This is a genomic window from Streptomyces sp. NPDC015131 (assembly GCF_043079975.1).
Taxonomy (GTDB): Bacteria; Actinomycetota; Actinomycetes; order Streptomycetales; family Streptomycetaceae; genus Streptomyces.
The window spans coordinates 149,070-175,117 of sequence record NZ_JBIBVB010000005.1 but is presented as its reverse complement, the minus strand read 5'-3'; the positions used below and the strand labels follow the sequence as shown (position 1 = coordinate 175,117).

Here is a 26,048-nt window from a genome sequence, read left to right as displayed (position 1 = left end):
TGCGCCAGGTGAACCGGGGCGGTGGCGTGTTCGACGACGCCGTTCCCGTGCCGCAACCGGCGGCCGGGCGGAAGGCGTCTATGGGTTCGCCCCTCGGCACGCGCGGCATCGCGGCACGGGGGCATCGGGGCATGGGGAAGAGCGGGTACGCATGAGGGCAGACGTCGCACCGTCAAAAGCGGCCGCGTGCGCGTACAACCCTGACGGGGGGAAGCGTGTCCAACAGGCGTGGCAGAGGTACTCGACATCACGGCGGTGGCACCGCTCCGCGCCCGCGGGACAGGGGCGGGAGCGGTCGGAGCGGTTGCGGGCACCGGCATGGGCGCGGTGCGCCCCGTCCGGCGGCCCCGCCGGCCCGGTGGCATGCCGGTGATCGCGCCCATGCCCGCAGCTAGGCGTACGACCCCCATCCCGTCCGTCCCGTCCCAGCGCGGCGCCCAGAGCGCCGCCGGCGAGACGACGGCCACCGCGGGGACGACCGTCGACCACCTCACCGAGACCTACCGCGCCCACTACCGGTCGCTGCTGGGTCTCGCCGCGCTGCTCCTCGACGACACCGCCTCGTGCGAGGACGTCGTCCAGGAGGCGTTCATCCGCGTCCACTCGGCGCGGCGCCGTGTCCGCGACCCCGAGAAGACCTTGGCGTATCTCCGCCAGACCGTGGTCAACCTGTCCCGGTCCGCGCTGCGCCGCCGCATCCTGGGACTGAAGCTGCTCTCCAAGCCCATGCCGGACATGGCGAGCGCCGAGGAGGGGGCGTACGACCAGCTGGAGCGCGACGCGCTGATCAAGGCCATGAAGGGCCTCCAGCGCCGTCAGCGCGAGGTGCTGGTGCTGCGGTACTTCGCGGACATGACCGAGGCGCAGGTCGCCGAGACCCTGGGCATATCGCTCGGCTCGGTCAAGGCGTACGGGTCACGTGGCATCGCGGCGCTGCGCGTCGCCATGGAGGCCACGGCATGAGGGAGTACGAGCAGGGGCCCGACCGGCCGCTGGACGAGAACGACCGGACCGGCCGCGGCCGGACCGCGAACGACCCGACAGGGAACGGAACTGTGGACAACGGGCACGACGGGCCGGCCGAGGACCTCCCGGAGTTCGGCCCCACCGGCCCCACGGGCCCCGGACGGCCCAAGGGCCCCACCGGCCCCGGGCGCCCCACCGGCCCCGGAGGCCCCACCGACTCCACCGGCTCCACCGCCGGCCCCGGGCGCCCCACCGGCCCCGGAGGCCCCACCGACTCCACCGGCCCCGGAGGCCCCACCGGCCCCGCCGGTGACGGCTTCGGCGGCGCGGACGAGGGCGAGGACGCGCTGCGCCGGCTGCTGCACGGAGCCGTACGGGACCTCCAGCCGGCCGACGGGACCCTGGACCACCTGCGCCGGGCCGTCCCCGCGCGGCGCGCGCGCAAACGCCAGGCGCTGGTGGGCGCGGCGGCCGCGGCGCTGCTGTTCGGCACGGCCGTCCCCGCGTTCGTCCATGTCGCCCACTCCGACGGAAGCGCGGACGACCGGCCCGTCAACGCCGGGCACGGCGAGCAGGTGCAGGGCGGCACCGGCGAGGAGACCGGCGGCGAGGAGGGCGGCCCGGACGCCCCCGGCACCGGCGCGGCCCAGGGCCCGGGCGGCGGCGGCAAGCCCGGCAAGGGCACCTCGTCCGCGCCCGGCGGTCCGACGGCCGGTGCCACGGACGGCACCGCGGGCGGTACGGCGGCGCCCCCCGTACCGGTCCCCGCGACCGTCCCGGTGTGCGACCCCGCGCAGCTCGGCGCCACGGCGGAGACGGGCGCGCCCGGCGCGGACGGCACCGTCTACGGCACCTTCCGGGTGGCGAACGTGTCCGGCACCGACTGCTCGATCACCGGGGCCGGCGGTGTCGCCGTCCAGGCCCTGGGCGCGGCCGACCCGGCGAAGATCACGGTGGTGGGCCACACGGCCGGAGACCCGGCGGGCGGCCTGCCCGACCCGTCCCAGGAGACCCCGGCACCGCTCCTGCTGAAGCCCTCCGGCGCGTACGAGGTGAAGTTCGCCTGGGTGCCCGGCGAGACCTGCCCGGCCGAGGGCGGCGGCAGCGGCGGGAACGGCGGCGGCGACCCCACGCCCGCCCCCTCGCCGACCGAGGGCACCTCGTCCGAGTCGGCGGCCGGTGCCGACGGCGCGACCACCTCCACGGCGGTGGAGCCGCAGCTGGCCCGGGAGGACGACGGCGACGGCACGCGGGCGGACGGCAGCGTCGCGGTCAGCCACGCGGCGGAGCCGGGCGCACCGGCCGCCGAGGCCACCATCCCCAACGCCTGCGCGGGCACGCTGTACCGCACGGGGCTGCTGCCGACGCAGTAGCCCCGGCGCAGTGGCCCCGGCCGGCAGACCCGGCGTACGGCCTCAGCGGCCCCCGGCGACCACGCCGTCCCCGCCGACCGCCTCTGCCCGGGCGAGCGAGTCGTCCCCGGCGACCGCGCCTTCCCCGGCGACGGAGGCGTCCCCGGCGACCGCGGCGTCCCCGTCGACCGCGGCGAGGCCCAGCGCCTCGTCGCGGGCCTGCTCCGCCTCCCGGCGCAGCAGCCGGAACCACATGAAGAGCACGAAGCCGGCGAAGACGAACCACTCGCCGGTGTAGCCGAGGTTCTGGAACGCCTTCAGGTCCAGCCCGCTGCCCTCCGCCGCGGCGGCCGGGACGGGCGTCAGGCCCGCCGGGGCGTCGAGCAGGGTGATCCAGGCGTCATGGACGTCGTCGTCGACGACGTTCACCAGGGACGCCGCGCTGATCATGCCGACCTGGCCGCGCGGCAGGGCGCCCGTCGCGTGCACGCCGGCGCTCCCCGTGTGCTCGGACGCCTGGAGCGCGCCGACCACCGTGACCTCGCCCGCCGGCGGGGCCGGGGCCCTGCCGCCCTCGGGCAGCCAGCCCCGTACCACCGGCAGGGACTTCCCGTCCCCGGTGCGCAGCAGCGTGAGGACGTACGAGCCGGCCCTGCCGTCCAGCTCGCGGCCCGGCACCAGGAACTGCTCGCCGTACCGCCCGGTCGCCGTGGCGTGGCGGCCCGAGGTCTCCTTGTCGACCGGCAGCAGATCGGCGAGCGGCGCGGCCTTCACCGAGTCCGGGTCGGGCCGCCGCTCCGCCGCCTGGTGGGAGTCGACGCGGTCCTCGAACCGGCCGAGCTGCCAGGTCCCCATGAAGACGCAGAAGGGGATCGCCAGCGCGACGAAGATGTTGATCCCCCACCAGCGGGGCGTCCTCAGGAACCGGTACACACCCCCACGGTACGGAACGCGGTCACTTCGCCCGCCCGCGGGGCCCCAGATGCCGGGCGGCGAAGTCCAGCTCCAGCCGCACCTGCTTGATCCGCTCCTCCACCACCAGCGAGCCGTGCCCCGCGTCGTAGCGGTACACCTCGTGCACCGCGCCGCGGGCGGCGAGCCGGTCGACGTAGTTGTCGATCTGCCGGATGGGGCAGCGCGGGTCGTTGACGCCGGCCGAGATGTACACCGGCGCGGTCACCCGGTCCACGTACGTGATCGGCGAGGACGCCGCGAACCGCTCCGGCACCTCCTCCGGGGACCCGCCGAGCAGCGTCCGGTCGAGGGCCTTCAGCGCCTCCATCTCGTCCTCGTACGCGGCGACGTAGTCCGCGACCGGTACGGCGGCCACGCCCACCGCCCAGGCGTCCGGCTGGGTGCCGAGCCCGAGCAGCGTGAGGTACCCGCCCCAGGAGCCGCCGGTGAGGACGAGGCGCGCGGGGTCGGCCAGGCCGGAGGCCACCGCCCACTCCCGTACCGCCGCGATGTCCTCCAGCTCGATCAGCCCGATCCGGTGCTTGAGGGCGTCCGTCCAGGCCCGCCCGTAGCCGGTGGAGCCCCGGTAGTTGACCCGGACGACCGCGTAGCCGTGGTCGACCCAGGCGGCCGGGGCGGCGGCGTAGGCGTCGCTGTCGTGCCAGGTCGGACCGCCGTGGATCTCGAACACCGTCGGCAGCGGCCCCTCCGCGCCGGCCGGGCGCTGCACCAGCGCGTGCACCCGCCCGCCGGGGCCGTCGACCCACACGTCCTCCACGGGCACCGAGGCCGGGGCCTTCATCCCGGGCGGGTCGAGGACGACACCGCCCGCGGTGGACCGCACGGCCGGCGGCAGGGCGGCCGACGACCACAGGTACTCGAAGGAGCCGTCCGGGCGGGCGGTCGCGCTGGACACCGAACCGGGCGGGGTCTCCACCCGTACCAGCTCGCGGCTCGCGATCTCGTACCGCCACAGCTCGCTGCGCGCCTCGAAGCTGTGCACCACCAGCAGCCCGGCCCCGTCCGGGCACCACTCCGCCGACACGTCGCCGGGCAGCCCGAGCGCCAGGTCGGTCTCCTCGCCGGACGCCACGTCCCAGAGCATCGGCTCCCAGCGCCCGCGCCGCTGGTGCCCCACCAGCAGCCGGGTGTCCCCGTCGACCGGGGCGAAGCCCAGCACGGACAGCCCCAGCTCCTCGGTGCCGCCCGCGGTGTCGTCCAGCTCGGCGACGACCGTCCCGTCCGGCCGGACCACCCGCAGCGCGGCGTGGGTGGCGTCGCCGTGCTCGGTGTGCTCCAGCGCGATCAGCGTCCCGTCGTGCGACAGGTCCCCGACGCCGGCCGACTCCCGGTGGCGGTAGATCTCCAGCGGCTCGCGCCCGGGCGCCAGTACATGGACGGTCGATCCGTCCTCGTCGGTGGACCGCCCCACGACCACGGTCCCGTCCCGCCCGATGGCCAGCCCCGCCGAGTACGCCGGCCCCAGCCCGGGCGCCGCCGGCTCGTCGTCCCCGCCGCCGAACGGCTGGCGCATCCACACGCCGAACTCGTCACCGTCGGTGTCGGAGAACCACCAGACCCACTCGCCGTCCGGCGACAGCGTCCCGTCCGTGGTGCCGTTGGGCCGGTCGGTGACCTGCCGCTGCCCGCCGCTGTCCCGGTCCCAGGCGTACAGCTCGTACGTCCCGGTCGCGTTCGACACGAACAGCGCCCTGCCCGGCGCGTCCCACGCCCACTCGGGCAGCGACACCCGAGGCGCCCGGAACCGCCTCTCCCAGTCGGGCATGGCGGCCTGTACCTGTGCGTCTGTCGGCTCAGTCATGCGTCCATGAAACCCGATGGCCGCACGTCCCGGGTCAGTGCCTCCGCGGCGGCGGGGGAGCGTCCTCGGAGCAGAGCGCCCAGATCACGAAGACGCCGATCGCGATGGACACGATGGCCCACACCGGCTGGTACGGCAGCCAGATGAAGTTGGCGATCACCGCCAGCGCGGCCAGCGCCACCCCGCCCGCCTTGGCCCACTCGGCCCCGCTGAGGATGCCCGCGCCGATGACGGCGACGAGGAGCCCCAGCACCAGGTGGATCCAGCCCCAGGCGCTGACGCTGAACTCGAAGACGTACTCCCCGACGCGCCCGTAGACGTCGTCCTCGGCGATGCCGGCGATGCCCTGGAGCATCCCGAGCACGCCCTCCACCATCATCAGCACGCCGGCGAGCATCACCCCGCCGGCCGCCCACCCACCGCGCCCCCCACCCTCGGGAGGGCCACCGGTGTGATGCGCGTACGCGTGCTGTGCCGACCCGCTGCCGGGCCCGGGCGCCTGATCACTCATCCCCCCACGCTCCCCCGCCCCCCCGCCCCCGGCCACCGCACCCACCCACCCGGGTGACGTTCCAGGTGGCGCAGCCGCCGCTTCATGAGCTTCTTTCACGGCGGTACGGGGACGGGGCGGGTTTCCCGGGGTCGATGTGCTGATCGCGCCATGCCGACCGTGCGGCTGGACCTCCTGGGTCCCGGCGTCGTAGGCGACACCGTCCGACGAGCCGGCGGTACGCCGTACTGGCCCACGCGCGTATGCCTACTCCGGCGGCATGGGCTGCTCCGGGGCGCCTTCGAACAAATAGGCGTAGAGATGCCGCAGGTAATGCCGCAAGGTGGTTTTGTCGGGAAACTCGATGTTCGTAAGCCGCTCATACTCCGCCACCCCGAAGGAATCGTCACGAAGCATGTCGGTGAAGCCGTCCCGCACCGCTTCGACGTACGACTCGCTGCATCCCATCAAAGTAGGCCGCAGGTACCCACTCGTGTCGTACGCCTGTTCAAGGTCCAGATAGGTATTGAGGAATCCCTCAAAGCGATCATTCATGCCCGGTGCACACCTCCTGTGACACCGTCAACTGTATTCCCGGCACGGCTTCAGTTGGGGCCGTAGAATTTCGGTGCTCCATCGGCGTCGAGGGTGACGCACCGAGCTGATCCCGCAACGCTTCATCGTCCGGGTAGAGGTGGCGCGCGGGTGCATGGCCTTTACCGGCTTGGCGATCGTCCAGCTCCTTGATCCTGTCATCGACGACCTGCGGGTCCAGTGGCCCAGCGGCTCCACCGTGCCCAACTCCGGGGCGACGCCGCCCGGCGCCCCATGGCTTGTGCGCCTCCACTGCCCGGAGCGAGTGAGGACGATCAGTCGGCAGTCCCGCCACTGTTCGTCGGCGTTGTCCCGCAGTTGGACACTCACCGCTCAACGACCCCTCATGGCCCAGGTTCGCCCCGGCCGCCAAGCAGCTGACTTCAGAGGTGTAGCTTCGCTACCCTCACGAGATGGGCAATGCCGTCCCGTGTATGCGTCCTTCGTTGATCCAGCTCTGACCGGCTGTCGGTCTTGTGTACGGCCGTGATCTCGGCAAGCAGGCGTTCACCCTCGCAGCTCAGCTCTTCATTGTCGGTGAGCATCTGCATGCGGAATAGAGCTTCCTGAGCCTTGGATCTGAGGTCGTACGCCCGGATCTGCACAGCCTCAGCGGCTTCCGGAGGAGGCTGCTCATGCGTACAGAACCAGAGGTGCACGAGACACCGCCGATAGTTGATCAAGGCCGCCGCGTAGGCCGTGTAGGCGTCCAGCCGTTCCTGACGCAGCTTCTCGTCCCGTGTGAACTGGTGGCCTCTCTCAGTGGTGCGCCGCTGGACTCCCAGGGTGATCCCCGAACCAAGCAGCGTGCCCAAAACGGCGATGGCGCTGGCGATTATGGCTTCCACCCCTGTAGAAGACCACGGTTCAAGGCAGTCTGTGATCGTTTTCCACGGGAGCGGCTGCGGCGCATACCAGGGGAGTAGGGCCTCTGTATGAGACAGGGCTTGCGGGCCCCACCGAGCCTCTGCCCACCACCCGCCCCGAACACCCATCCCGTCTGCCGTCGACCCACACTCCGTGGAGCAGGCGCAGTGCGCCTGGTGCCGTGTCTGCTCGGCTCCGCTTGGGTCGACGGCAGACGGGATGGGAGTCCCCACCGCCACACCCCACTTGCCGGCACTCGCGTACGGGCCCCTTGCTCAGGCCGAAGCCGTGCTCAAGGGTGCAGAGGGGGCCTCGATGTACACGTACATCGTCGTCGCTCTGCTGACCGGAGCCCGTACGGAGGAACTGCGGGCGCTCACCTGGGATCACGTCTTCCTCAAGGGCATCCCGGACGCCGATCCGCCCCAGCCCCCGCACATCGCCGTGTGGCGTTCGGTCCGGCGGGGTGGAGATACCAAGACCCGGAAGTCCCGGCGAACGCTGGCCCTGCCGGCGCGCTGCGTCGAAGACCAGGGGTGGGACCGGCTCGCCGCTGACGAGGAGTGGGAGGAACACGGGCTCGTCCTCTCCTCGGCTGGGCAAGCCCCTCGATGCGGCCAATGTCCGCCGCGCCTTCCGGCAGGGCGCTCAAGGACGTGAATGGGATCAACGCCGACGAGTGGACGCCCCGGGAGCTCCGGCACAGCTTCGTGTCTCTGCTCTCCGACCGTGGCGTCCCGCTGGAAGTGATCTCGCGTCTTGTCGGGCACTCGGGGACGGCCGTCACCGAAGAGGTCTACCGGAAGCAGATCCGCCCCGTGATCCAGACTGGTGCCGTGGTCATGGACGGGATCTTCGGCGTGGATCCGCAGCGACTGTGGACACGCGGGAAGCGGTAGTCACGCAGACAGAAACAGGTGAGGCACCTACGGATATCCGTAGGTGCCTCACCTGGTGTTTCAGCTGTCGGGGTGGCGGGATTTGAACCCACGACCTCTTCGTCCCGAACGAAGCGCGCTGCCAAGCTGCGCCACACCCCGATGTCGCCGGTTGTCGCGGCGACGTCGTTTACTTTAGCCCACCGGGGCCCGGGGACGAAATCCGGTTTCGGACCGCCCCGGGCGCCCGGCCGCGCGGGGCCTTCCCGGGCCCTGTCGCGCCCCCGGGGCCGGCGTCAGCCCCGCGGGGTCAGCGTCAGCAGCGTGGCCTCCGGGGGGCAGGCGAAGCGGACCGGGGTGTAGCGGTTGGTGCCGCAGCCCGCCGAGACGTGGAGGTACGCGGTGTTGCCGCCCGCCTCGTGGGTCGACAGGCCCTTCACGCGCTCGGTGTCGAGGTCGCAGTTGGTGACCAGCGCCCCGTAGAAGGGGACGCACAGCTGGCCGCCGTGGGTGTGGCCCGCAAGGATCACGGGGTAGCCGTCGGCGGTGAACGCGTCCAGGGTGCGCAGGTATGGGGCGTGGACGACGGCCAGGGACAGGTCCGCGTCCGGTTCCGGGCCGCCGGCGACCCGCTCGTACCGGTCCCGCTTGATGTGCGGGTCGTCCAGGCCCGTGAAGGCCAGCTCCAGGCCCTCCAGCTTCAGGCGCCCGCGGGTGTTGGTGAGGTTCAGCCAGCCCGCCGCGTCGAAGGCGTCCCGGATGTCCTCCCACGGGTTGTGGACGGCCCCCACGGCCGGGGCGTTGCCGTTCAGGCCGTGCCGGCCCTGGGCCTTCTCGATCAGGTAGCGGGCCGGGTTGCGGAGCTTGGGGCCGTAGTAGTCGTTGGAGCCGAAGACGTACACACCGGGGAACTGGAGCAGCGGGCCCAGCGCGTCCAGCAGCTCCGGCACACCGTCCGGGTCCGAGAGGTTGTCCCCGGTGTTCACCACGAAGTCGGGGCGCAGCCCGGCGAGCGCCTGGAGCCACGCCCGCTTCTTCCGCTGGCCGCTCACCATGTGGATGTCCGAGACCTGGAGCATCCGCAGGGGCCGGGTGCCCTGGGGCAGGACGGGGAGGGTGATCCGGCGGAGACGGAAGGAGCGGGCCTCGAACCCGGCGGCGTAGGCCAGGCCGGCCGCGCCGACCGCTGCGATTCCTGCGGTGACTTTCAGGGGGACTCCGTATCGCGCGCGCATGGCGCCATCGTCCCAGAACCGCCGGGGCGCGGGAAATGCGCGGGCGCGCAGGTCACGGCACCTGCCACACTGGTTCGTATGACCACGCTCAAGTCCACGCTTCAGGAAGACCTCAACGCCGCGATCAAGGACCGCGACGAGCTGCGCTCCTCGACGCTCCGCCTGACCCTCGCCGCCATCACCAAGGAGGAGGTCGCGGGCAAGGAGAAGCGCGAGCTCTCCGACGACGAGGTGCAGAAGGTGATCGCCAAGGAGGCGAAGAAGCGCCGCGAGGCGGCCGAGGCGTTCGGCCAGGGGGGCCGCGCCGAGCAGGCCGAGCGGGAGCGGGCGGAGGGCGTCATTCTCGACGCGTACCTGCCGAAGCAGCTCGGCGACGACGAGCTGCGGCAGATCGTGGCCCAGGCCGTCGAGGAGGCCCGGGCGGGCGGTGCCGAGGGCCCGCGCGCGATGGGTGCCGTGATGAAGATCGTGAACCCCAAGGTCGCCGGCCGCGCCGAGGGCGGCCGGGTCGCCGCCGTCGTCAAGCAGCTGCTGGCCGGCTGAGCGGCCACAAGCCCGCGAGCCGAGCGGCCACTGCATACGAAGGGGCGCCCCCGCCGGATCTCCGGTGGGGGCGCCCCTTCGCTCGTCGTACCGCGTACGGCGTCAGCGCCAGCCGCCGCCGCCGTCCTGGCCGCCGCCGATCACGCCCGGCGGGAGGGTGATGCCGCCCCAGGGCCTCCCGGGCTTGTCGTCACCGCCGCCGGCGCCGCCGTCCCGGCCGCCCTGGCCGCCACCGCCGCCCTGGCCGCCGCCTCCGCCGCCGCCCGGCTTGTTGTCGCCGGGCTTGCCCGTGCCCTTGCCGTCCTTCGGCGCCTCGGGGATGTGGATGTCCACGAAGTCGGGCGCCTCACGGCCCTCCAGGGCGCCGTTCATGGCGTCCTTCCAGATCGGGCCCGGCACCTCGCCGCCGAAGACCTTGGCGTGGTAGCGGCCGCCGATGCGGATGGAGAACATCTCGACGTCCTGGCTGGGGCTGCCCACCCACACGGCGCCCGCCATGTTCGGGGTGTAGCCGACGAACCAGGCGTTCTTCCGGGAGTCGGTGGTACCGGTCTTGCCCGCGTTGTCGCGGTTGCCCAGGCCCGCCTTCTCACCCGTACCGGAGTCGATCACACCGCTCAGCAGCGAGTTGATCGAGTCCGCGGTCCGCTCGGACATCGCCTTGCTGCAGTCGGTCTTCGGGACCTTCAGGCTCCTGCCGTCGGCGGTGGTGATCGCCTCGATGGCGGTCGGGGTGCAGTACGTGCCCCGGTTGGCGAAGGTCGCGTACGCGTTCGCCATGTTCAGCGGCGACATGCCCTTGGAGCCGAGCGAGATCGCGGGCACCTCCGGCAGCTTCTCGTCATTGCCCTGCACGGCGCCCAGCTTGGTGGTCATCTCCATGACCGGGCACATCCCGATCTCGCCGATCATCTGCACGAAGTACGTGTTGACCGACATGGCCATCGCCTCGCGCAGCGCGTACGGGCCGACCTCGGCCTCGTTCTCGTTCTCCACGTTCTGCCCCTGGTTCTGCCAGGGCTTGCCGCTGCACGTGGACACGGACTGCGGATAGGGCATCCGGTACGGCGAGGAGTACGTCTGCGTCGGCGGCTTGCCCTGCTCCAGGGCGGCGGCGGCCACGAAGGGCTTGAACGTCGAGCCGACCGGGAAGCCGAAGTTCGACCCGCCCATGCTCTTGTTGACCGAGTAGTTGATCTGGGTCTCGTTCTTCCCGAAACCGTACGGCCGGGACTGCGCCATGGCCATGATCTTGCCCGTGCCGGGCTGGACCATGGTCACCGCCGTGGCGACCTTGTCCGTCTGGTGGACGTGCTCGCTGATCGACGCCTGCGCCGCCTTCTGCGACTGCGGGTCCAGCGTGGTCCGGATCGTCAGGCCGCCCCGGTTCCAGACCTTGTTGCGCTCCTCCCGGTCCTTCCCGAAGACCGGGTGGGAGAGGAAGACCTCGCGTACGTAGTCGCAGAAGAAGCCCGCGCCGTCGACGGCGGTGATGCAGCCGTTCTTGGGCTTGCTGACCTTCAGCTTGATCGGCGTCGCCTTGGCGCGCTCCGCCTCCGCCTCGCTGATGTCCCCGACCGCGGCCATGCGCGCCAGCACGACGTTGCGGCGCTTGGTGGCCTCCTCCACGTCGTTGACGGGGTCGTAGCGGCTCGGCGACTGGACGATCCCGGCCAGCATGGCCGACTCCTCCAGGGACAGGTTCTTGGCGGGCTTGGAGAAGTACCGCTGGGCGGCGGCCTCGATGCCGTACGCCTGCTGGCCGAAGAAGGTGATGTTGAGGTAGTTCTCCAGGATCTTCTTCTTCCCCAGCTCCTCCTCGACCTGGATCGCGTACTTCAGCTCCTGGATCTTGCGGCCGAGGGTCTGCTGGGTGGCCTCGGCGACCTTGTCGGGGTCGTCGCCGGCCTCCTCCACGAAGACGTTCTTCACATACTGCTGGGTCAGCGTCGAGGCGCCCTGGGCCACACCGCCGGACTGGGCGTTGCGGTTGAGGGCGCGCAGGACGCCCTTGAGGTCGATGGCCCCGTGCTCGTAGAAGCGCGAGTCCTCGATCGCGACGATCGCCTTCTGCATGTACGGGGAGATGTCCTTCAGGTCCACCACCGTGCGGTCACGGGAGTAGACCGTGGCGATCTGGCCGCCCTGCGAGTCCAGGATCGTGGTGCGCTGGCTCAGCGGGGGGCGCTTGAGGTTGGCCGGGATCTCGTCGAAGCCCTGCACCGTGCCCTTCGCCGCGAGCCCCAGCGCTCCCGCGGCGGGCAGGGCGATCCCCGCCAGGACGGCTCCGGCGAGCACGCTGACACCGACGAACTTGGCGGCCTGCTGGGTCCCGGTCAGACCACCGCCCGAGCGCTTTTTTGGCATGGCAGCAGCCTAATCCGTCGGTGGTGGCGTTCCGAGGGAGCGGGTGCCCTCCGGGCCGTTCGCGTACCAGGTTGTGACATCCGGGAGGGTGCCTTTGCCCGATCGGGCGGACGGGGTGGGGGTCACCCCGGCGGCCGGGCGCGGCCGGGTGGGTGCCCGGGGGCGAGGCGGGCGCCGGCGCGGGGCCGGGCGGGACGTTCCTCCTCGTTTTCCGGACACGCGGCCAGGCATTGGCCTAAGCTATTCACAACTGTCACAGCAGTTGCGGCCACGGCGTCCCCCCACCTCCCCCCGGGCCCCGATTCCGAGCCGCGCCGGTCCCCCTCAGTGGTCAACCCATGTTGACCCGTTGTCCCCGTCAGTACTTATGCCGTACGACCGGTTTTCCCCGCCGCGTGCGGCCGTCCGCCCGGTGATTCCGGGGGGCGCTCAACCGGATCGCCCCGCCCCGCGTCTTTTATGACGCATGTCTGTCGCTCACTCCCCTGGGTGATCTGCCGCGTACGCATAGTCCGTTCGGACCATTCAAGATTGGGCCCGAAGGGGGTGTTGCGCTGTGCCCACCTTCCGTAACGTCCTCAACTGGTGGCGGTGAATATGCCGCTGCCGCCGTGGGGGAGCCTCGATTCGGGAGAGGACGGCGCCGGTATGGGCTGGGTAGCTGACTGGAGTGCGCAGGCCGCCTGCCGCACTACCGATCCGGACGAACTGTTCGTACAAGGAGCGGCGCAGAACAGGGCCAAGGCGGTGTGCACCGGGTGTCCGGTGCGGACGGAGTGCCTGGCCGACGCGCTGGACAACCGCGTCGAGTTCGGCGTGTGGGGCGGGATGACGGAACGTGAGCGGCGCGCGCTGCTCCGGCGCCGGCCGACGGTGACGTCGTGGCGCCGCCTGCTGGAGACGGCGCGCACGGAGTACGAGCGGAGCGCGGGCATCCTGCCCGTCGCGCTGGACGACGACGAGACGTACGAGACGTACGCGGCGGTCGGTTAGCCGGCCGCCCGGGACGGGCGTTCACCGGCATCCCCACCGGCCCCCACGGCCGTCACTGCTGTCACGGCCGTCACATGTGACCGGCCGCCAGACGGTCGCCGATGGCGCGCAGGCCGTCCAGATCGTGCACATCACCCGGGAGCGCGGGCACTTCGGTCACCGCCACCTCGGGATGGAGCGAGGCGAACCGGTCCCGCGTGCGCCGCTCCCGAGCCAGCACCTGCATCCGCTCCGCGTGGAGGCGCAGCAGACCCGCCGTCAGCTGGGCGACGGCGGGCGGCGCGGCGGCGGCGACTGCGGTCCCGACACCGTCGGTCCCCGCGCCATCGGCCACGGCGCCCTCGGCCACGGCGGCGCTGTCGGTCACTGCGGCATCGGCCACGGCGGCGCTGTCGGTCGTACGATCGCCGGCGCGGTCGGTACGGGTACGGGCTGACGCCGTGGAGTGGCCGGCCTCGGGCTCGGGGGAGTGGGCCTCGGGGCCACGAACACCAGTCTTCCCGTCGCCCTGATCCACAATGCGGCCCTCTTCAAGATTTTCCGCGGCGGCCAGCGCCCGCTCGGCCGACAGCCGCGCGGCCCCGCTGCCGTGGACGCGGTTGAGCACCAGCCCCGCCAGCGGCATCCGCTCCGCCGCCAGCCGCTCCACGAAGTACGCCGCCTCCCGCAGCGCGTCCCGCTCCGGCGCGGCGACCACCAGGAAGGCCGTGCCCGGCGCCTGGAGCAGCCGGTAGGTGGCGTCCGCCCGCGTACGGAAGCCGCCGAACATGGTGTCCATGGCCGCCACGAAGGTCTGTACGTCGCCGAGGAGCTGACCGCCCAGCAGCTTCCCCAGCGTGCCGCTCATCATCGACATGCCGACGTTCAGGAACTTCATCCCCGCCCGGCCGCCCACCTTCGCCGGCGCCATCAGCAGCTTGATGAAGGTGCCGTCCAGGAACGACCCCAGCCGCTTCGGCGCGTCCAGGAAGTCCAGCGCCGACCGCGACGGCGGGGTGTCGACCACGATCAGGTCCCACTCGTCGCGCGCCCGCAGCTGGCCCAGCTTCTCCATCGCCATGTACTCCTGCGTGCCCGCGAAGCCGGCCGACAGGGACTGGTAGAAGGGGTTGGCCAGGATGGCGGCGGCCCGCGCCGGGTCCGAGTGCCCCTCGACGATCTCGTCGAAGGTGCGCTTCATGTCCAGCATCATGGCGTGCAGTTCGCCGCCGCCCCTGATGCCGCCCACCCGGCGCGGGGTGTTGTCGAGCTGGTCGATGCCCATGGACTGGGCGAGCCGGCGGGCCGGGTCGATGGTGAGGACGACGACCTTGCGGCCGCGCTCCGCCGCGCGTACGCCCAGCGCCGCCGCCGTCGTCGTCTTGCCCACCCCGCCCGCGCCGCAGCACACCACGATCCGGGTCGCCGGGTCGTCGAGCAGCGGGTCGACCTCCAGGCCGGGAGCCCCGTCGAGAGTCATGCGCCCACCCCGAGCTTTCTCAGTTCCTTGGCCAGCCGGTAGACACCCGCGATGTCCGCGCCCTCCCCGAGGAAGGGCAGCTCGTACGTCGGGACCTGGAGCTTCGCCAGCGTCTCGCGCTGCTCCCGCTCCAGCTCCACGCGCTGGGCGTGCTCGGCGGCCTGGTCCAGCAGCGGCCCGACCAGCCCGGCCGGGTCGCCGATGCCCGCCGCGGCGAGCGCCCCGGTGATGTCCTCCCGGTGGTCGCCGGCCGCCGCCCGTACCGCGTCCTCGTCCAGCACGTGCGGGCGGACCATGTTGACCACGACCCCGCCCACCGGGAGGTCCGCCTCACGCAGCTCGGCGATGCCGTCGGCGGTCTCCTGCACCGGCATCTCCTCCAGGAGGGTCACCAGGTGCACGGCCGTCTCCGGGGACTTCAGGACCCGCATCACGGCCTGCGCCTGATGGTGTATCGGGCCGATCTTCGCCAGGCCCGCCACCTCGTCGTTGACGTTCAGGAAGCGGGTGATGCGGCCGGTGGGAGGGGCGTCCATGACGACGTGGTCGTACACGAAGCCCCCCTGTTTCTCCCGCCGGCGCACCGCCTCGCACGCCTTGCCGGTCAGCAGGACGTCCCGTACGCCGGGGGCGACCGTGGTGGCGAAGTCGATGGCGCCGAGCTTCTTGAGGGCCCGGCCCGCCGAGCCGAGCTTGTAGAACATCTGGAGGTAGTCGAGGAGCGCCCGCTCGGCGTCGATGGCCAGGGCGAACACCTCACCGCCGCCGGGAGCGACGGCGATCTTCCGTTCCTCGTACGGCAGCGCCTCCGTCTCGAAGAGTTGTGCGATGCCCTGCCTGCCCTCGACCTCGACGAGGAGGGTCCGCCTGCCCTCGGTCGCGAGGGCGAGCGCGAGGGCTGCGGCCACCGTCGTCTTACCGGTACCGCCCTTGCCGCTGACGACCTGGAGCCTGCTCACGTATTCGAGCCTAACCAGTCCCGCCGCGGGCTACGCAGGAGGCTGCCTTCGGCAGCGGATACAGTCGGCCCCATGACCAAGTGGGAATACGCGACCGTGCCCCTTCTCGTGCACGCGACCAAGCAGATTCTGGACACCTGGGGCGAGGACGGCTGGGAGCTCGTCCAGGTCGTTCCCGGGCCGAACAACCCCGAGCAGCTCGTGGCGTACCTGAAGCGGGAGAAGCCGTGACCGGCCGGGTGGAGGCGACCCTCGCCGAGCTGGGGCTGACCCTGCCGGACGTGGTGCCGCCGCTGGCGTCGTACCAGCCGGCGGTCCGGTCGGGCGTGTACGTGTACACGGCGGGCCAGCTCCCCATGGTGGACGGCAAGCTTCCGGTCACCGGCAAGGTGGGCGCCGAGGTCACGCCGGAGGAGGCCAGGAAGCTCGCGCGGATCTGCGCGCTGAACGCGCTGGCCGCCGTGAAGTCGGTCGCCGGGGACCTGGACCGGATCGCACGCGTGGTGAAGGTCGTCGGGTTCGTCGCCTCCGCGTCGGACTTCACCGGGCAGCCGGCCGTCCTCAACGGCGCCAGCGAGCTGCTGGGCGAGGTCCTGGGCGACAAGGGCGTCCACGCGCGCAGCGCGGTGGGCGTCGCGGTGCTCCCGCTGGACGCGCCGGTCGAGGTCGAGATCCAGGTGGAGCTGGTCGCGGACTGACCGGTCACCGGTTCCGGCGGTTTTGCCGTACGGCCGCACACGGCCCCGAGCCCCGGTGGGCGCGGGGCCGTTGCCGTATCCATCTTTCCTCTCGAACATCCCGCCGGATGCGCATAGCATCCGGCCATGCCCAATGGTCAGTGGTACCCCCCGGAGTGGCCCGACCGCATTCGCGCGCTCGCCGGCGGCACGCTCACGGTCGCGGAGCCCCGGCGCGCCGCGACCGTCCTGCTGCTGCGGCAGCCCGCCCCGGGAGCGGTCGGGCCCACCGGGCCCGAGGTGCACATGCTGCGCCGCCGTACGTCGATGGCTTTCGCCGGCGGCGCGTACGCCTATCCGGGTGGCGGCGTCGATCCCCGCGACGAGCAGCCGGTGCGCTGGGCGGGCCCGCCGCCCGCCGCGTGGGCGGCCCGGCTCGGGGTCGCCGGGCCCGCCGAGGCGCAGGCCGTGGTGTGCGCCGCGGTGCGCGAGACGTTCGAGGAGTCCGGCGTCCTGCTCGCCGGCCCGACCGCCGGCTCCGTCGTCGCGGACACCACGGGCGAGGACTGGGAGGCCGACCGGCTGGCCCTGGTCGCCCGCGAGCTGGCCTTCGCCGACTTCCTGGAGGCCCGCGGCCTGGTGCTGCGCTCGGACCTGCTGGGCGCCTGGGCCCGCTGGATCACCCCGGAGTTCGAACCGCGCCGCTACGACACCTGGTTCTTCGTGGCCGCCCTCCCGGAGGGCCAGCGCGCCTCCAACGCCTCCACCGAGGCCGACCGCACCGTCTGGATCCGCCCCGCGGACGCGGCGGCCGGCTACGACAAGGGCGAGCTGCTGATGATGCCGCCCACCATCGCCACGCTCCGGTCCCTGGAGCCGTACGGGACGCCCGCCGAGGCGCTCGCGGCCGCCGCGGACCAGGACCTCGCCCCCGTACTGGCGCAGGCCCGCCTGGAGGACGGCGAGGTCGTGCTGACCTGGCCGGGGCACGAAGAGTTCACCAAACGGGTCGGCACGGAGCCGGGAGCGCGTACGGAGTCGGGTGCTCGTACGGGGCCGGGAGCGCGTGCTCGTACGGAGTCGGGTGCACGGACCGAGCCGGGGGCCCGTACCGGCGCGGGGGACGTTGTGGGGGAGGAGCAGGGATGAGTGACGCCGCCGCACTTCCCGGGCAGCCGCGTGGAGCGGTGACGTCCGGTCCGGCCACCGCGCGGGCCGTCAACGTCCTCGCGCCCAACCCGTCCGCCATGACGCTGGACGGCACCAACACCTGGCTGCTCTCCGAGCCGGACTCCGACCTCGCCGTGGTGGTCGACCCCGGCCCCCTGGACGAGGGCCATCTGCGGCGGGTGGTCGACACCGCCGAGAGCCTCGGCAAGCGGGTCGCACTGACGCTGCTGACGCACGGCCATCCGGACCACGCCGAGGGCGCGGGACGGTTCGCGGAGCTGACCGGCACCGCCGTACGCGCCCTGGACCCGGCGCTGCGGCTCGGTGACGAGGGCCTCGCGGCGGGGAGGGCGATCGAGGTCGGCGGCCTGGTCCTGCGCGTGGTCCCGACGCCCGGCCACACCGCGGACTCGCTCAGCTTCCACCTGCCGGCCGACCGGGCGGTGCTGACCGGCGACACGATCCTCGGGCGCGGTACGACGATGGTGGCCCACCCCGACGGGCGGCTCGGCGACTACCTGGACTCGCTGCGCCGGCTGCGGTCGCTGACCGTCGACGACGGCGTCCACACCGTGCTGCCGGGCCACGGGCCGGTGCTGGAGGACGCCCAGGGGGCGGTCGAGTTCTACCTGGCCCACCGCGCCTCGCGGCTCGCCCAGGTCGAGACGGCCGTCGAGGACGGGTACCGCACGGCGCCGGAGGTCGTGGCGCACGTGTACGCGGACGTCGATAGGTCCCTGTGGCCCGCGGCCGAGCTGTCCGTACGCGCGCAGCTGGAGTACCTCTCGGAGCACGGCCTGATCTGAGCCGGTCCCGGCCCCGCCGACTCGTGGGCGGGGCCGGGACCGGCGGCGGGCGGCGGTACGGCGAGGAGGGCCGCCCCGGCGATCCGGGGCGGCCCTCCTCGTACGCGGGTGGAGCCGGGGCGCTAGCGGGAGCGCTTGGCGAGCCGCTCGACGTCCAGCAGGATCACGGCACGCGCCTCCAGGCGCAGCCAGCCGCGGCCCGCGAAGTCCGCGAGCGCCTTGTTGACCGTCTCGCGGGAGGCGCCGACGAGCTGGGCCAGCTCCTCCTGGGTGAGGTCGTGCACCACGTGGATGCCCTCCTCGGACTGCACGCCGAAGCGCCGCGAGAGGTCCAGGAGCGCACGGGCGACACGGCCCGGGACGTCGGAGAAGACCAGGTCGGACATCTGGTCGTTGGTCTTGCGCAGCCGGCGGGCGACCGCGCGCAGGAGGGCGGTGGCCACCTCGGGGCGCGCGTTCAGCCAGGGCTGGAGGTCGCCGTGGCCGAGCCCGAGGAGCTTGACCTCGGTCAGGGCGGTGGCGGTGGCCGTACGGGGGCCCGGGTCGAAGAGGGACAGCTCGCCGATCAGCTCGCCGGGGCCCAGGACGGCGAGCATGTTCTCGCGCCCGTCGGGCGACGTGCGGTGGAGCTTCACCTTGCCCTCGGTGACCACGTAGAGCCGGTCGCCCGGGTCGCCCTCGTGGAAGAGCGCGTCGCCGCGGGCGAGCGTAGCTTCACTCATCGAGGCGCGGAGCTCCGCGGCCTGCTCGTCATCGAGCGCCGCGAAGAGCGGGGCGCGCCGCAGAACGTCGTCCACGAGTTCTCTCCTATGTCGACCTGCTCAGGGACATTGGGTCCCATGATGCCGGACGGTAAAACAGTGCGATCAATCACAACAAGTTTGACGCACTGGTACGCGTGTCCGTACGGCAGGGGCCCGATTGGGTCGTGATCGTCTGTGGCCGGGGCGGATGTCGGCGGTGGCCCTTAGGCTGGCCGGGTGTCCAATTCGCCGGTGAGAGCGCAGGCCGAGGGGGCCGGAAGAGTGTCCGGGGAACAGAATTCCGCTGTGGGCGAACAAGTGTCGGCCACGCCGAAGAAAGTAACAAAAGCGGACAAAGTGATGAAGTCTGCGAAGGGTTCCGAATCGGCCAGCCGGTCGAAGAGCGGGGCGAAGGCGACGAAGGCGACGTCGGCTTCCAAGCCGGCACAGTCGGCACAGTCCGCAAAGCCGGCCAAGAAGACGGCAGCCAAGGCACCCGCCAAGAAGGCACCTGCCAAGAAGGCGCCCGCCAAGAAGGCGGCGAAGGCGTCTGCCAAGGCGCCCGCCCCGGCGGTGAAGCCCTGGAAGCCGGAGTCGCATCTGGCGATGGTGCGCCGGGCCCGCAAAATCAATCGGGAGCTGGCGGACGTCTATCCGTACGCCCATCCCGAGCTGGACTTCCGCAACCCCTTCGAGCTGCTCGTCGCCACCGTGCTGTCGGCCCAGACCACCGACCTCCGGGTCAACCAGACGACGCCCGCGCTGTTCGCCGCGTACCCGACACCGGAGGACATGGCGGCGGCGGCACCGGAGGAGCTGGAGGAGATCATCCGCCCGACCGGCTTCTTCCGCGCCAAGGCGAAGTCGCTGCTGGGCCTGTCCACGGCTCTGCGGGACACCTTCGGCGGCGAGGTCCCGGGCCGTCTGGAGGACCTGGTGACGCTGCCGGGGGTCGGCCGCAAGACGGCGAACGTGGTCCTGGGCAATGCCTTCGGGGTGCCGGGCATCACCGTGGACACCCACTTCGGCCGGCTGGTACGCCGGTGGAAGTGGACCGAGCAGGAGGACCCGGAGAAGGTCGAGGCGGAGATCTGCGCGATCTTCCCCAAGTCGGAGTGGACGATGCTGTCGCACCGGGTCGTGTTCCACGGCCGGCGCATCTGCCACTCGCGCAAGCCCGCCTGCGGCGCCTGCCCGATTGCCCCGCTCTGCCCGGCGTACGGCGAGGGCGAGACGGACCCGGAGAAGGCGAAGAAGCTCCTGAAGTACGAGATGGGCGGCTACCCGGGCCAGCGCCTGGCGCCGCCCCCGGACTACCCGGGACGCCCGGCGGCACCGCTGGGCACCGGTGACGGCACGGGTGACGAGTGACGGAACGAAGCGGTGGCGGCCGCGCGTTGGGCAGCCGGGGGTGCTCATGACGCGCGCGGAGAGACCGGCACAGGCACAGCAGACGCAGGCACGGGCACAGGCGCAGGGCCGTGAGCCCGGTCTGCGCGCGGGCGCCGCCCACCAGGGCGCGGCCGCCCACCAGGGCGCCGGCGCCGCTCCGGGCCCCGCCCCCGGTCCCGGCACCGGGCCCTCCGGTCGTACCCACCCCGACGCGGCCGGGGCCCCCGACGCGGCCGGGGCTCCCGACGCCGCCGCCCGCCCCGACGCGACCGGGGCCGCCCCGGGCGCCCTGCCGCCCGCCCCCGCCGTCCGGGCCGACGGGCTGCCCGCGTGGCTGGAGCCGGTGGCGCGGGCGGCGCGGACCGTGGCGCCCGAGCAGCTCAGCCGGTTCCTGCCGCCCAAGAGTGGAGGCCGCCAGTCCGCGGTGCTGATCCTCTTCGGGGAGGGGCACCACGGGCCCGAGCTGCTGCTGATGGAGCGCGCCGGGAGCCTGCGCTCGCACGCCGGGCAGCTCTCCTTCCCGGGCGGCGCCCTCGACCCGGAGGACGGCGATCCGGAGACCGACGGCCCGCTGCGGGCGGCGCTGCGCGAGGCCGAGGAGGAGACGGGCCTCGACCCCGCCGGCGTACAGATCTTCGGTGTGCTGCCCCGCCTCTACATCCCCGTCAGCCGCTTCGTGGTGACCCCGGTCCTCGGCTGGTGGCGGGCCCCGAGCCCGTTCCGGGCCGTGGACCCGGCCGAGACCGCCCGCGTGTTCACCGTGCCCGTGGCGGATCTCACGGACCCGGCGAACCGTGCCACCACCGTCCACCCCAGCGGCCACCGCGGTCCGGCATTCCTGGTCGAATCGGCCCTGGTCTGGGGCTTCACGGCGGGAGTGATCGACCGGATCCTCCACTTCGCCGGCTGGGAGCGGCCGTGGGACCGGGAGAAGCAGGTCCCGCTCGACTGGCGCTCATGACAGGCTGAGCTGACGCTGTGCTCCGCGGCCGGACGGGGCGACTGGGGCTACCGGAGACGAATCTGCGAGGCTAATGACGGTGAACGTGCTGGACATTCTGCTGCTGGTCGCCGCCGTGTGGTTCGCGGTCGTCGGGTACCGCCAGGGCTTCGTCGTCGGCATCCTGTCGGTGATCGGCTTCCTCGGGGGCGGTCTCGTCGCGGTCTATCTGCTCCCGCTCGCCTGGGGGCCGCTGACGGGCGACGCCAAGGTGTCGACGACCGCCGCGATCATCGCGGTCGCCATCGTGATCGTCGTCGCCTCGGTGGGGCAGGCGTTCACCACCCACCTGGGCAACAAGCTGCGCCGGCACATCACCTGGTCCCCGGCGCGCGCGCTCGACGCGACCGGCGGCGCCCTGGTCAACGTCGTCGCCATGCTGCTCGTGGCGTGGCTGCTCGGCTCGTTCCTGGCGCAGACCACCCTGCCGACCGTCGCCAAGGAGGTACGGAACTCCAAGGTGCTGCTCGGGGTGGACCGCGCGCTGCCGGGGCAGCCGGACGCCTGGTTCAGCGACTTCGCCAAGGTCCTCAAGCAGAACGGCTTCCCGCAGGTCTTCAGCCCCTTCGCGAACGAGCCGATCACCGAGGTCCGCGCCCCCGACCCGGCGCTCGCGGGCAGCCCGGTGGCCGCCCGCGCCAAGTCGTCGATCGTCAAGGTGGTCGGTACGGCGCCGAGCTGCGGCAAGGTCCTCGAAGGGACCGGCTTCGTCTTCGCCGAGCGCCGGGTGATGACCAACGCCCATGTCGTCGGCGGCGTCGACGAGCCCACCGTCCAGATAGGCGGTGAGGGCAGGCGGTACGACGCGAAGGTCGTCCTCTACGACTGGCAGCGCGACATCGCCGTACTGGACGTACCCGACCTGAAGGCCAAGCCGCTCCGCTTCACGGACGCGGACGCCCGCAGCGGCGACGACGCGATCGTCGCGGGCTTCCCCGAGAACGGCGCGTACGACGTCCGCTCCGCGCGCGTACGCGGCCGGATCAACGCCGACGGCCCGGACATCTACCACCGGGGCGAGGTGCGCCGTGACGTGTACTCGCTGTACGCGACGGTCCGCCAGGGCAACTCCGGCGGCCCGCTGCTCACGGCGGACGGCGAGGTGTACGGGGTGATCTTCGCCAGGTCCCTGGACGACCCCGACACCGGCTACGCCCTGACGGCGGACGAGATCCGCGAGGACATCGAGCTCGGCCGGACCGCCAACCAGCAGGTCGACAGCCAGGGCTGCGCCCTCTAGACGAGAGGGGAGCGCGCCCCGGCTGGGCGAGAGGGGAGCGCGCCCCGGGCCGAAGCTGTGGTGGCGCGCTCCTGATCGGTGCCGGGGTGCGCTCAGTCGCGGGCGGTGTGCCTCAGGCGGGCCGAGACCCAGCGGGCCCGCCGGCGGAGGATGCGGGAGATGCCGAGGCGGGGGTCGGGCCCCTGTCCGGCCGGAGGGCCGCTCCTCGGAGGGGTCGGCCCGGAGGCCGAGCGGCGGTTACGTGCTGAGTCAGCGTAGTCGTGCGTCCAGCCCATACCCCGACGTTTGCCCGGCACCCATGGTCGGTAACCGCCCCGGGGACCGCCAATTGGCCTATGCGCCGGGCAATTGGCAGTTCGTCACACCATCGCCCCGGCGTACGCGGGACCGTACGCCGCCGGCCGGCGGCCCAGGCGGCCGTGAGAGTGGCCGTCAGCGGCCCAAGCGAGCCTGAGTGGCCGTCAACGGCCGTGGGTGGCCGTCAGCGGCCTCAGCGGCCTCAGCGGCGGTCCGGCTCCGGGTCCTGGAGCCAGTTGATGAGTTCGGCCGAGAAGGCCACGGGGTCCTCCTCGTGCGGGAAGTGGCCCAGCCCGTCGAACAGCCGCCAGCGGTAGGGGGCCTCCACGTACTCGCCCGACCCCGCCGCACTGCGCGTACGCATCGCCGGGTCCAGCGAACCGTGCAGATGCAGGGTCGGCACCCGCACCGGGCGCTTCATACGGCGGTTGAACTGGAACCCGTCGGGGCGGGCCAGCGACCGCACCATCCACCGGTACGGCTCGATCGAGCAGTGCGCGGTCGAGGGGATCGCCATCGCCCGCCGGTAGACGTCGAGGGCGTCCCCGGCCGGCTCCTGCCCGGGGCCCGACCAGTCCTGGATCAGCCGCCCCACCAACGCCGCGTCGTCGGCGACGAGCTGACGCTCCGGCAGCCACGGGCGCTGGAATCCCCACACGTACGACCCGGCCCGGGTCTGGGCGAAGTCCGACAGCATCGCCGAACGCCACCGGCGCGGATGCGGCATCGAGGAGACCGCGAGCCGGCGCACCAGCTTCGGCCGCATCACCGCCGCCGTCCACGCCAGGTAGCCGCCCAGGTCGTGCCCGACCAGCGCGGCGTCGGGCTCGCCGAGGGAGCGTACGACCCCGGTGATGTCGAGCGCGAGGTTCGCCGGGTCGTAGCCCCGGGGCGTACGGTCGCTGCCCCCTACGCCGCGCAGGTCCATGGCGACCGCCCGGAAGCCGGCGTCCGCGAGGGCGGGCAGCTGGTGCCGCCACGTCCACCAGAACTGCGGGAAGCCGTGCAGCAGCAGCACCAGCGGGCCGTCGCCCATCTCGGCGATGTGGAAGCGCGCCCCGTTGGCCGCCACGTCACGATGGGTCCAGGGGCCGTCGATCCGTACGGGACTGCCGGTGCTGCTCTCAGGGACGGTCATGCGGACGAGCGTGCCACAACCTCCGGCTCGTCCCCGACCGGAAGGGCGGGACGAATCGGACCGACGGCGGTCTCACGCGGGTGCGGCTTGGCGTTGCCGAGGACGGCGGCCGTCTGCTTGGCGGAGGCGATGGACCGCTCCGGCGGCTTGACCTTCTTGAACTTGGCCACCGCGAGCAGCGCCAGCAGCCCGGCCAGCACCAGGTACGCGCCGCCGACGATGAGGAAGGACCAGGCGAGGCCCAGCCCCAGGTTGTGGATGCCGTACGCGGCGGCGAAGCTCAGCACGGGCAGCGAGAAGAGGGCGAAGACGCCCGCGACGCTCATCGCCGCCCCGCCCATCGCGCCGCGCTTGACGTCTTGTCGCAGTTCGGCCTTGGCCAGCGCGATCTCGTCGTGCACCAGCGCGGACATCTCGGCGGTCGCCGAGGCGACCAGCTGGCCGAGGCTGCGCTCGGCGCCGGGTCCACCCTTGTCGGCGGGGTAGCTCATCGTCTCGCTCCCTCTCTCTCCTACGGTCCGACCTCAGATCATGCCGGACGGTCGCCGTCGGTGTGCGATGCCCCCGCCACTTCCGCCGCGTCGGAACCCGCCTGGGAACCCGCACCGGTCCCTGAGGCGCCCGTCCCGCTCTCGGCGAGAGCGGCGGCGGCCTCCTCGGCGAGGCGCCGGTGCTCGGCGGCCTTCTTCTCGTGGATCTCCGCCATGCGCAGGTGGTACGCGGGGTCGTGCTGCTCGTAGAGGTCGGGGATCCCGTCCATGTCGTCGTCGCGCTCCTCCTCCGCGAGCAGCGCCTGGTACTTCCGTACCCGCAGCTTCAGCAGGATCGCGGCGAAGACGGCGGCGATCAGCGAGCCGGTCAGCACGGCGGCCTTGACCTCGTCGGTCAGCGCGGCGTCGCCGGCGAAGGCCAGCTCGCCGATGAGGAGGGAGACGGTGAAGCCGATGCCGGCGAGCGCGGCGACGGCGAAGAGGTCGGCCCACTCCAGGTCGTCGTTGAGCGAGGCTTTGGTGAAGCGGGCCGCCAGCCACGTACCGCCGAAGATGCCGACCACCTTGCCGACCACCAGGCCGAGCACCACACCGAGCGTCTCCGGCTGGGTGAACACGTCGGCCAGCGCGCCGCCGGAGACCGCCACGCCCGCCGAGAACAGCGCGAACAGGGGCACCGCGACGCCCGCCGACAGGGGCCGCACCAGGTGCTCGATGTGCTCGCCCGGCGAGTGGTCCTCGCCCTCGCGGCGGGTGCAGCGCAGCATCAGGCCCATGGCGACGCCCGCGATGGTGGCGTGGACGCCGCTGTTGTACATCAGGCCCCAGACGACCAGGGCGAGCGGGACGTAGACGTACCAGCCGCGTACGCCGGTGCGCAGCAGGACCCAGAAGAGGACGAGACCGGCGACGGCGCCGCCGAGCGCGGCGAAGTTCAGGTCGCTGGTGAAGAACACCGCGATGATCAGGATCGCGAACAGGTCGTCCACGACGGCCAGCGTGAGGAGGAAGGCCCGCAGCGCCGAGGGCAGCGAGGTGCCGATGACGGCGAGCACGGCCAGCGCGAAGGCGATGTCGGTGGCGGTGGGCACCGCCCAGCCGTCCATGGAACCGTCGCCGAGGACGTTGACCAGCGTGTATACGAGAGCGGGGGCGATCATTCCGCAGAGCGCGGCGATCACGGGGAGGGCGGCGGCCTTGGGGTCGCGCAGCTCGCCCGCGACCAGCTCGCGCTTCAACTCGATGCCCGCGACGAAGAAGAAGATCGCCAGCAGCCCGTCGGCCGCCCAGTGCTGGACGGACAGGTCCAGCCCGAGGGCGGCCGGGCCTATGTGGAAGTCGCGCACCGCCTCGTAGCTGCCGCTGATCGGGGTGTTCGCCCAGACGAGCGCGGCGATGGCCGCGACGAGGAGCAGGACGCCGCCGACGGTCTCGGCGCGCAGCGCGTCGGCGACGTACGTCCGCTCGGGCAGCGACAGCGCGGCGAGGAACTTGCGCGGCGCGCTCTGCGGCGCCTCGTTCGGGGCGCCGGGCTGCTGGGTGCTGGACTTCTGCGCGGCCACGGGGTGGACCTCCGGTCGGTTCGGCGGGCATGGCGAATCACATGCCGACCAGA

Annotated in this window: 25 protein-coding genes, 1 tRNA gene and 1 pseudogene; 12 read left to right on the top strand and 15 right to left on the bottom strand. The window is 72.6% G+C overall.

Annotated elements, in window-relative coordinates; translation table 11 throughout:
- Nucleotides 1-228: 228 nt before the first annotated feature.
- Together ACF08D_RS20955 and ACF08D_RS20950 are read left to right on the top strand one after the other, a co-directional pair.
- The gene (locus ACF08D_RS20955; protein WP_392224251.1) at nt 229-963 is read left to right on the top strand and encodes a SigE family RNA polymerase sigma factor; all 735 of its coding nucleotides are present in this window, start codon (nt 229-231) and stop codon (nt 961-963) included.
- Nucleotides 960-2,339, top strand: a complete 1,380-nt coding sequence (locus ACF08D_RS20950; RefSeq protein ID WP_392224250.1) for a hypothetical protein — start codon at nt 960-962, stop codon at nt 2,337-2,339. The genes ACF08D_RS20955 and ACF08D_RS20950 overlap by 4 nt, the downstream gene beginning before the upstream one ends.
- A gap of 42 nt (nt 2,340-2,381) precedes the next feature.
- On the opposite strand, the gene ACF08D_RS20945 is transcribed toward ACF08D_RS20950, so the two are convergent.
- From ACF08D_RS20945 to ACF08D_RS20925, 5 genes are all read right to left on the bottom strand, one after another.
- A complete protein-coding gene (locus ACF08D_RS20945; RefSeq protein WP_392224249.1) occupies nt 2,382-3,251 on the bottom strand; it encodes an SURF1 family protein in 870 nt (289 codons plus the stop codon).
- Between the two features lie 22 nt (nt 3,252-3,273).
- Nucleotides 3,274-5,094 (bottom strand): prolyl oligopeptidase family serine peptidase, encoded by a 1,821-nt coding sequence (locus ACF08D_RS20940; RefSeq protein ID WP_392224248.1) that lies wholly within the window; start codon nt 5,092-5,094, stop codon nt 3,274-3,276.
- Between the two features lie 34 nt (nt 5,095-5,128).
- A complete protein-coding gene (locus ACF08D_RS20935) occupies nt 5,129-5,605 on the bottom strand; it encodes a hypothetical protein (protein ID WP_392224247.1) in 477 nt (158 codons plus the stop codon).
- A gap of 246 nt (nt 5,606-5,851) precedes the next feature.
- Nucleotides 5,852-6,139: a hypothetical protein gene (locus tag ACF08D_RS20930; RefSeq protein ID WP_392224246.1), complete on the bottom strand. Its 288-nt coding sequence runs from the start codon at nt 6,137-6,139 to the stop codon at nt 5,852-5,854.
- 422 nt (nt 6,140-6,561) lie between these two features.
- The gene (locus ACF08D_RS20925) at nt 6,562-7,026 is read right to left on the bottom strand and encodes a hypothetical protein (protein WP_392224245.1); all 465 of its coding nucleotides are present in this window, start codon (nt 7,024-7,026) and stop codon (nt 6,562-6,564) included.
- A gap of 202 nt (nt 7,027-7,228) precedes the next feature.
- Here ACF08D_RS20925 and ACF08D_RS20920 point away from each other — a divergent pair.
- Nucleotides 7,229-7,944: pseudogene (locus ACF08D_RS20920) on the top strand (site-specific integrase); the annotation flags it as partial.
- A 67-nt stretch (nt 7,945-8,011) separates the two neighbouring features.
- Here the strand turns inward: ACF08D_RS20920 and ACF08D_RS20915 are convergent.
- Both ACF08D_RS20915 and ACF08D_RS20910 read right to left on the bottom strand, forming a co-directional pair.
- Nucleotides 8,012-8,085: transfer RNA gene (locus tag ACF08D_RS20915), tRNA-Pro, on the bottom strand.
- A 134-nt stretch (nt 8,086-8,219) separates the two neighbouring features.
- Nucleotides 8,220-9,158: a metallophosphoesterase gene (locus ACF08D_RS20910; protein WP_392224244.1), complete on the bottom strand. Its 939-nt coding sequence runs from the start codon at nt 9,156-9,158 to the stop codon at nt 8,220-8,222.
- A gap of 78 nt (nt 9,159-9,236) precedes the next feature.
- Here ACF08D_RS20910 and ACF08D_RS20905 point away from each other — a divergent pair, with 78 nt between their 5' ends.
- Nucleotides 9,237-9,701: a GatB/YqeY domain-containing protein gene (locus tag ACF08D_RS20905; RefSeq protein ID WP_392224243.1), complete on the top strand. Its 465-nt coding sequence runs from the start codon at nt 9,237-9,239 to the stop codon at nt 9,699-9,701.
- A gap of 102 nt (nt 9,702-9,803) precedes the next feature.
- Here ACF08D_RS20905 and ACF08D_RS20900 read toward each other — a convergent pair whose 3' ends face one another.
- Complete coding sequence (locus ACF08D_RS20900) at nt 9,804-12,068, bottom strand: transglycosylase domain-containing protein (protein ID WP_392224242.1); 2,265 nt, start codon at nt 12,066-12,068, stop codon at nt 9,804-9,806.
- A 648-nt stretch (nt 12,069-12,716) separates the two neighbouring features.
- Between ACF08D_RS20900 and ACF08D_RS20895 the strand changes: the two genes are divergently transcribed.
- Nucleotides 12,717-13,061: a WhiB family transcriptional regulator gene (locus tag ACF08D_RS20895; RefSeq protein WP_058940833.1), complete on the top strand. Its 345-nt coding sequence runs from the start codon at nt 12,717-12,719 to the stop codon at nt 13,059-13,061.
- 70 nt (nt 13,062-13,131) lie between these two features.
- On the opposite strand, the gene ACF08D_RS20890 is transcribed toward ACF08D_RS20895, so the two are convergent.
- Both ACF08D_RS20890 and ACF08D_RS20885 read right to left on the bottom strand, forming a co-directional pair.
- A complete protein-coding gene (locus tag ACF08D_RS20890; protein WP_392224241.1) occupies nt 13,132-14,520 on the bottom strand; it encodes an ArsA family ATPase in 1,389 nt (462 codons plus the stop codon).
- A complete protein-coding gene (locus ACF08D_RS20885) occupies nt 14,517-15,479 on the bottom strand; it encodes an ArsA family ATPase (protein ID WP_392224240.1) in 963 nt (320 codons plus the stop codon). The genes ACF08D_RS20890 and ACF08D_RS20885 overlap by 4 nt, the downstream gene beginning before the upstream one ends.
- A gap of 72 nt (nt 15,480-15,551) precedes the next feature.
- Here ACF08D_RS20885 and ACF08D_RS20880 point away from each other — a divergent pair, with 72 nt between their 5' ends.
- The 4 genes from ACF08D_RS20880 (at nt 15,552) to ACF08D_RS20865 (ending at nt 18,132) form a co-directional block, all read left to right on the top strand.
- Nucleotides 15,552-15,710, top strand: coding sequence for a DUF4177 domain-containing protein (locus ACF08D_RS20880; protein ID WP_019992579.1), 159 nt, complete (start codon nt 15,552-15,554; stop codon nt 15,708-15,710).
- Complete coding sequence (locus ACF08D_RS20875; protein ID WP_392224239.1) at nt 15,707-16,177, top strand: RidA family protein; 471 nt, start codon at nt 15,707-15,709, stop codon at nt 16,175-16,177. The genes ACF08D_RS20880 and ACF08D_RS20875 overlap by 4 nt, the downstream gene beginning before the upstream one ends.
- A 126-nt stretch (nt 16,178-16,303) precedes the next feature.
- Nucleotides 16,304-17,305 carry an NUDIX hydrolase gene (locus tag ACF08D_RS20870; protein ID WP_392224238.1) on the top strand — a complete coding sequence of 334 codons (1,002 nt, stop codon included), beginning with the start codon at nt 16,304-16,306 and terminating at the stop codon, nt 17,303-17,305.
- Complete coding sequence (locus ACF08D_RS20865) at nt 17,302-18,132, top strand: MBL fold metallo-hydrolase (RefSeq protein WP_392224237.1); 831 nt, start codon at nt 17,302-17,304, stop codon at nt 18,130-18,132. The genes ACF08D_RS20870 and ACF08D_RS20865 overlap by 4 nt, the downstream gene beginning before the upstream one ends.
- A 122-nt stretch (nt 18,133-18,254) precedes the next feature.
- On the opposite strand, the gene ACF08D_RS20860 is transcribed toward ACF08D_RS20865, so the two are convergent.
- Nucleotides 18,255-18,929, bottom strand: coding sequence for a Crp/Fnr family transcriptional regulator (locus tag ACF08D_RS20860; RefSeq protein WP_156693126.1), 675 nt, complete (start codon nt 18,927-18,929; stop codon nt 18,255-18,257).
- Between the two features lie 306 nt (nt 18,930-19,235).
- Here ACF08D_RS20860 and nth point away from each other — a divergent pair, with 306 nt between their 5' ends.
- The 3 genes from nth (at nt 19,236) to ACF08D_RS20845 (ending at nt 22,507) form a co-directional block, all read left to right on the top strand.
- A complete protein-coding gene (gene nth, locus ACF08D_RS20855) occupies nt 19,236-20,246 on the top strand; it encodes an endonuclease III (RefSeq protein ID WP_392224236.1) in 1,011 nt (336 codons plus the stop codon).
- Between the two features lie 310 nt (nt 20,247-20,556).
- Nucleotides 20,557-21,228, top strand: a complete 672-nt coding sequence (locus ACF08D_RS20850) for an NUDIX hydrolase (protein ID WP_392224704.1) — start codon at nt 20,557-20,559, stop codon at nt 21,226-21,228.
- A 79-nt stretch (nt 21,229-21,307) separates the two neighbouring features.
- A complete protein-coding gene (locus ACF08D_RS20845; protein WP_392224235.1) occupies nt 21,308-22,507 on the top strand; it encodes a MarP family serine protease in 1,200 nt (399 codons plus the stop codon).
- Nucleotides 22,508-22,599: 92 nt separating this feature from the next.
- Here ACF08D_RS20845 and ACF08D_RS20840 read toward each other — a convergent pair whose 3' ends face one another.
- The 4 genes from ACF08D_RS20840 to nhaA form a co-directional block, all read right to left on the bottom strand.
- A complete protein-coding gene (locus ACF08D_RS20840) occupies nt 22,600-22,782 on the bottom strand; it encodes a hypothetical protein (protein WP_392224234.1) in 183 nt (60 codons plus the stop codon).
- A gap of 224 nt (nt 22,783-23,006) precedes the next feature.
- Entirely contained in the window at nt 23,007-23,942 is a 936-nt protein-coding gene (locus ACF08D_RS20835) for an alpha/beta fold hydrolase (protein WP_392224233.1), read from the bottom strand.
- Complete coding sequence (locus ACF08D_RS20830) at nt 23,939-24,433, bottom strand: phage holin family protein (protein ID WP_392224232.1); 495 nt, start codon at nt 24,431-24,433, stop codon at nt 23,939-23,941. Before ACF08D_RS20830 ends, ACF08D_RS20835 begins: the two co-directional genes overlap by 4 nt.
- 38 nt (nt 24,434-24,471) lie before the next feature.
- Nucleotides 24,472-25,995, bottom strand: a complete 1,524-nt coding sequence (nhaA, locus tag ACF08D_RS20825; protein ID WP_392224231.1) for a Na+/H+ antiporter NhaA — start codon at nt 25,993-25,995, stop codon at nt 24,472-24,474.
- Between the last annotated feature and the right edge of the window lie 53 nt (nt 25,996-26,048).

Excerpts from the sequence above, each read along its gene's own strand:
- ACF08D_RS20950 (WP_392224250.1), top strand. The coding sequence starts at position 960 with ATGAGGGAGTACGAGCAGGGGCCCGACCGGCCGCTGGACGAGAACGAC.
- ACF08D_RS20940 (WP_392224248.1), bottom strand. The coding sequence starts at position 5,094 with ATGACTGAGCCGACAGACGCACAGGTACAGGCCGCCATGCCCGACTGG.
- ACF08D_RS20935 (WP_392224247.1), bottom strand. The coding sequence starts at position 5,605 with ATGAGTGATCAGGCGCCCGGGCCCGGCAGCGGGTCGGCACAGCACGCG.
- ACF08D_RS20930 (WP_392224246.1), bottom strand. The coding sequence starts at position 6,139 with ATGAATGATCGCTTTGAGGGATTCCTCAATACCTATCTGGACCTTGAA.
- ACF08D_RS20910 (WP_392224244.1), bottom strand. The coding sequence starts at position 9,158 with ATGCGCGCGCGATACGGAGTCCCCCTGAAAGTCACCGCAGGAATCGCA.
- ACF08D_RS20905 (WP_392224243.1), top strand. The coding sequence starts at position 9,237 with ATGACCACGCTCAAGTCCACGCTTCAGGAAGACCTCAACGCCGCGATC.
- ACF08D_RS20900 (WP_392224242.1), bottom strand. The coding sequence starts at position 12,068 with ATGCCAAAAAAGCGCTCGGGCGGTGGTCTGACCGGGACCCAGCAGGCC.
- ACF08D_RS20895 (WP_058940833.1), top strand. The coding sequence starts at position 12,717 with ATGGGCTGGGTAGCTGACTGGAGTGCGCAGGCCGCCTGCCGCACTACC.
- ACF08D_RS20890 (WP_392224241.1), bottom strand. The coding sequence starts at position 14,520 with ATGACTCTCGACGGGGCTCCCGGCCTGGAGGTCGACCCGCTGCTCGAC.
- ACF08D_RS20880 (WP_019992579.1), top strand. The coding sequence starts at position 15,552 with ATGACCAAGTGGGAATACGCGACCGTGCCCCTTCTCGTGCACGCGACC.
- ACF08D_RS20870 (WP_392224238.1), top strand. The coding sequence starts at position 16,304 with ATGCCCAATGGTCAGTGGTACCCCCCGGAGTGGCCCGACCGCATTCGC.
- ACF08D_RS20865 (WP_392224237.1), top strand. The coding sequence starts at position 17,302 with ATGAGTGACGCCGCCGCACTTCCCGGGCAGCCGCGTGGAGCGGTGACG.
- nth (WP_392224236.1), top strand. The coding sequence starts at position 19,236 with ATGAAGTCTGCGAAGGGTTCCGAATCGGCCAGCCGGTCGAAGAGCGGG.
- ACF08D_RS20840 (WP_392224234.1), bottom strand. The coding sequence starts at position 22,782 with ATGGGCTGGACGCACGACTACGCTGACTCAGCACGTAACCGCCGCTCG.
- ACF08D_RS20835 (WP_392224233.1), bottom strand. The coding sequence starts at position 23,942 with ATGACCGTCCCTGAGAGCAGCACCGGCAGTCCCGTACGGATCGACGGC.
- ACF08D_RS20830 (WP_392224232.1), bottom strand. The coding sequence starts at position 24,433 with ATGAGCTACCCCGCCGACAAGGGTGGACCCGGCGCCGAGCGCAGCCTC.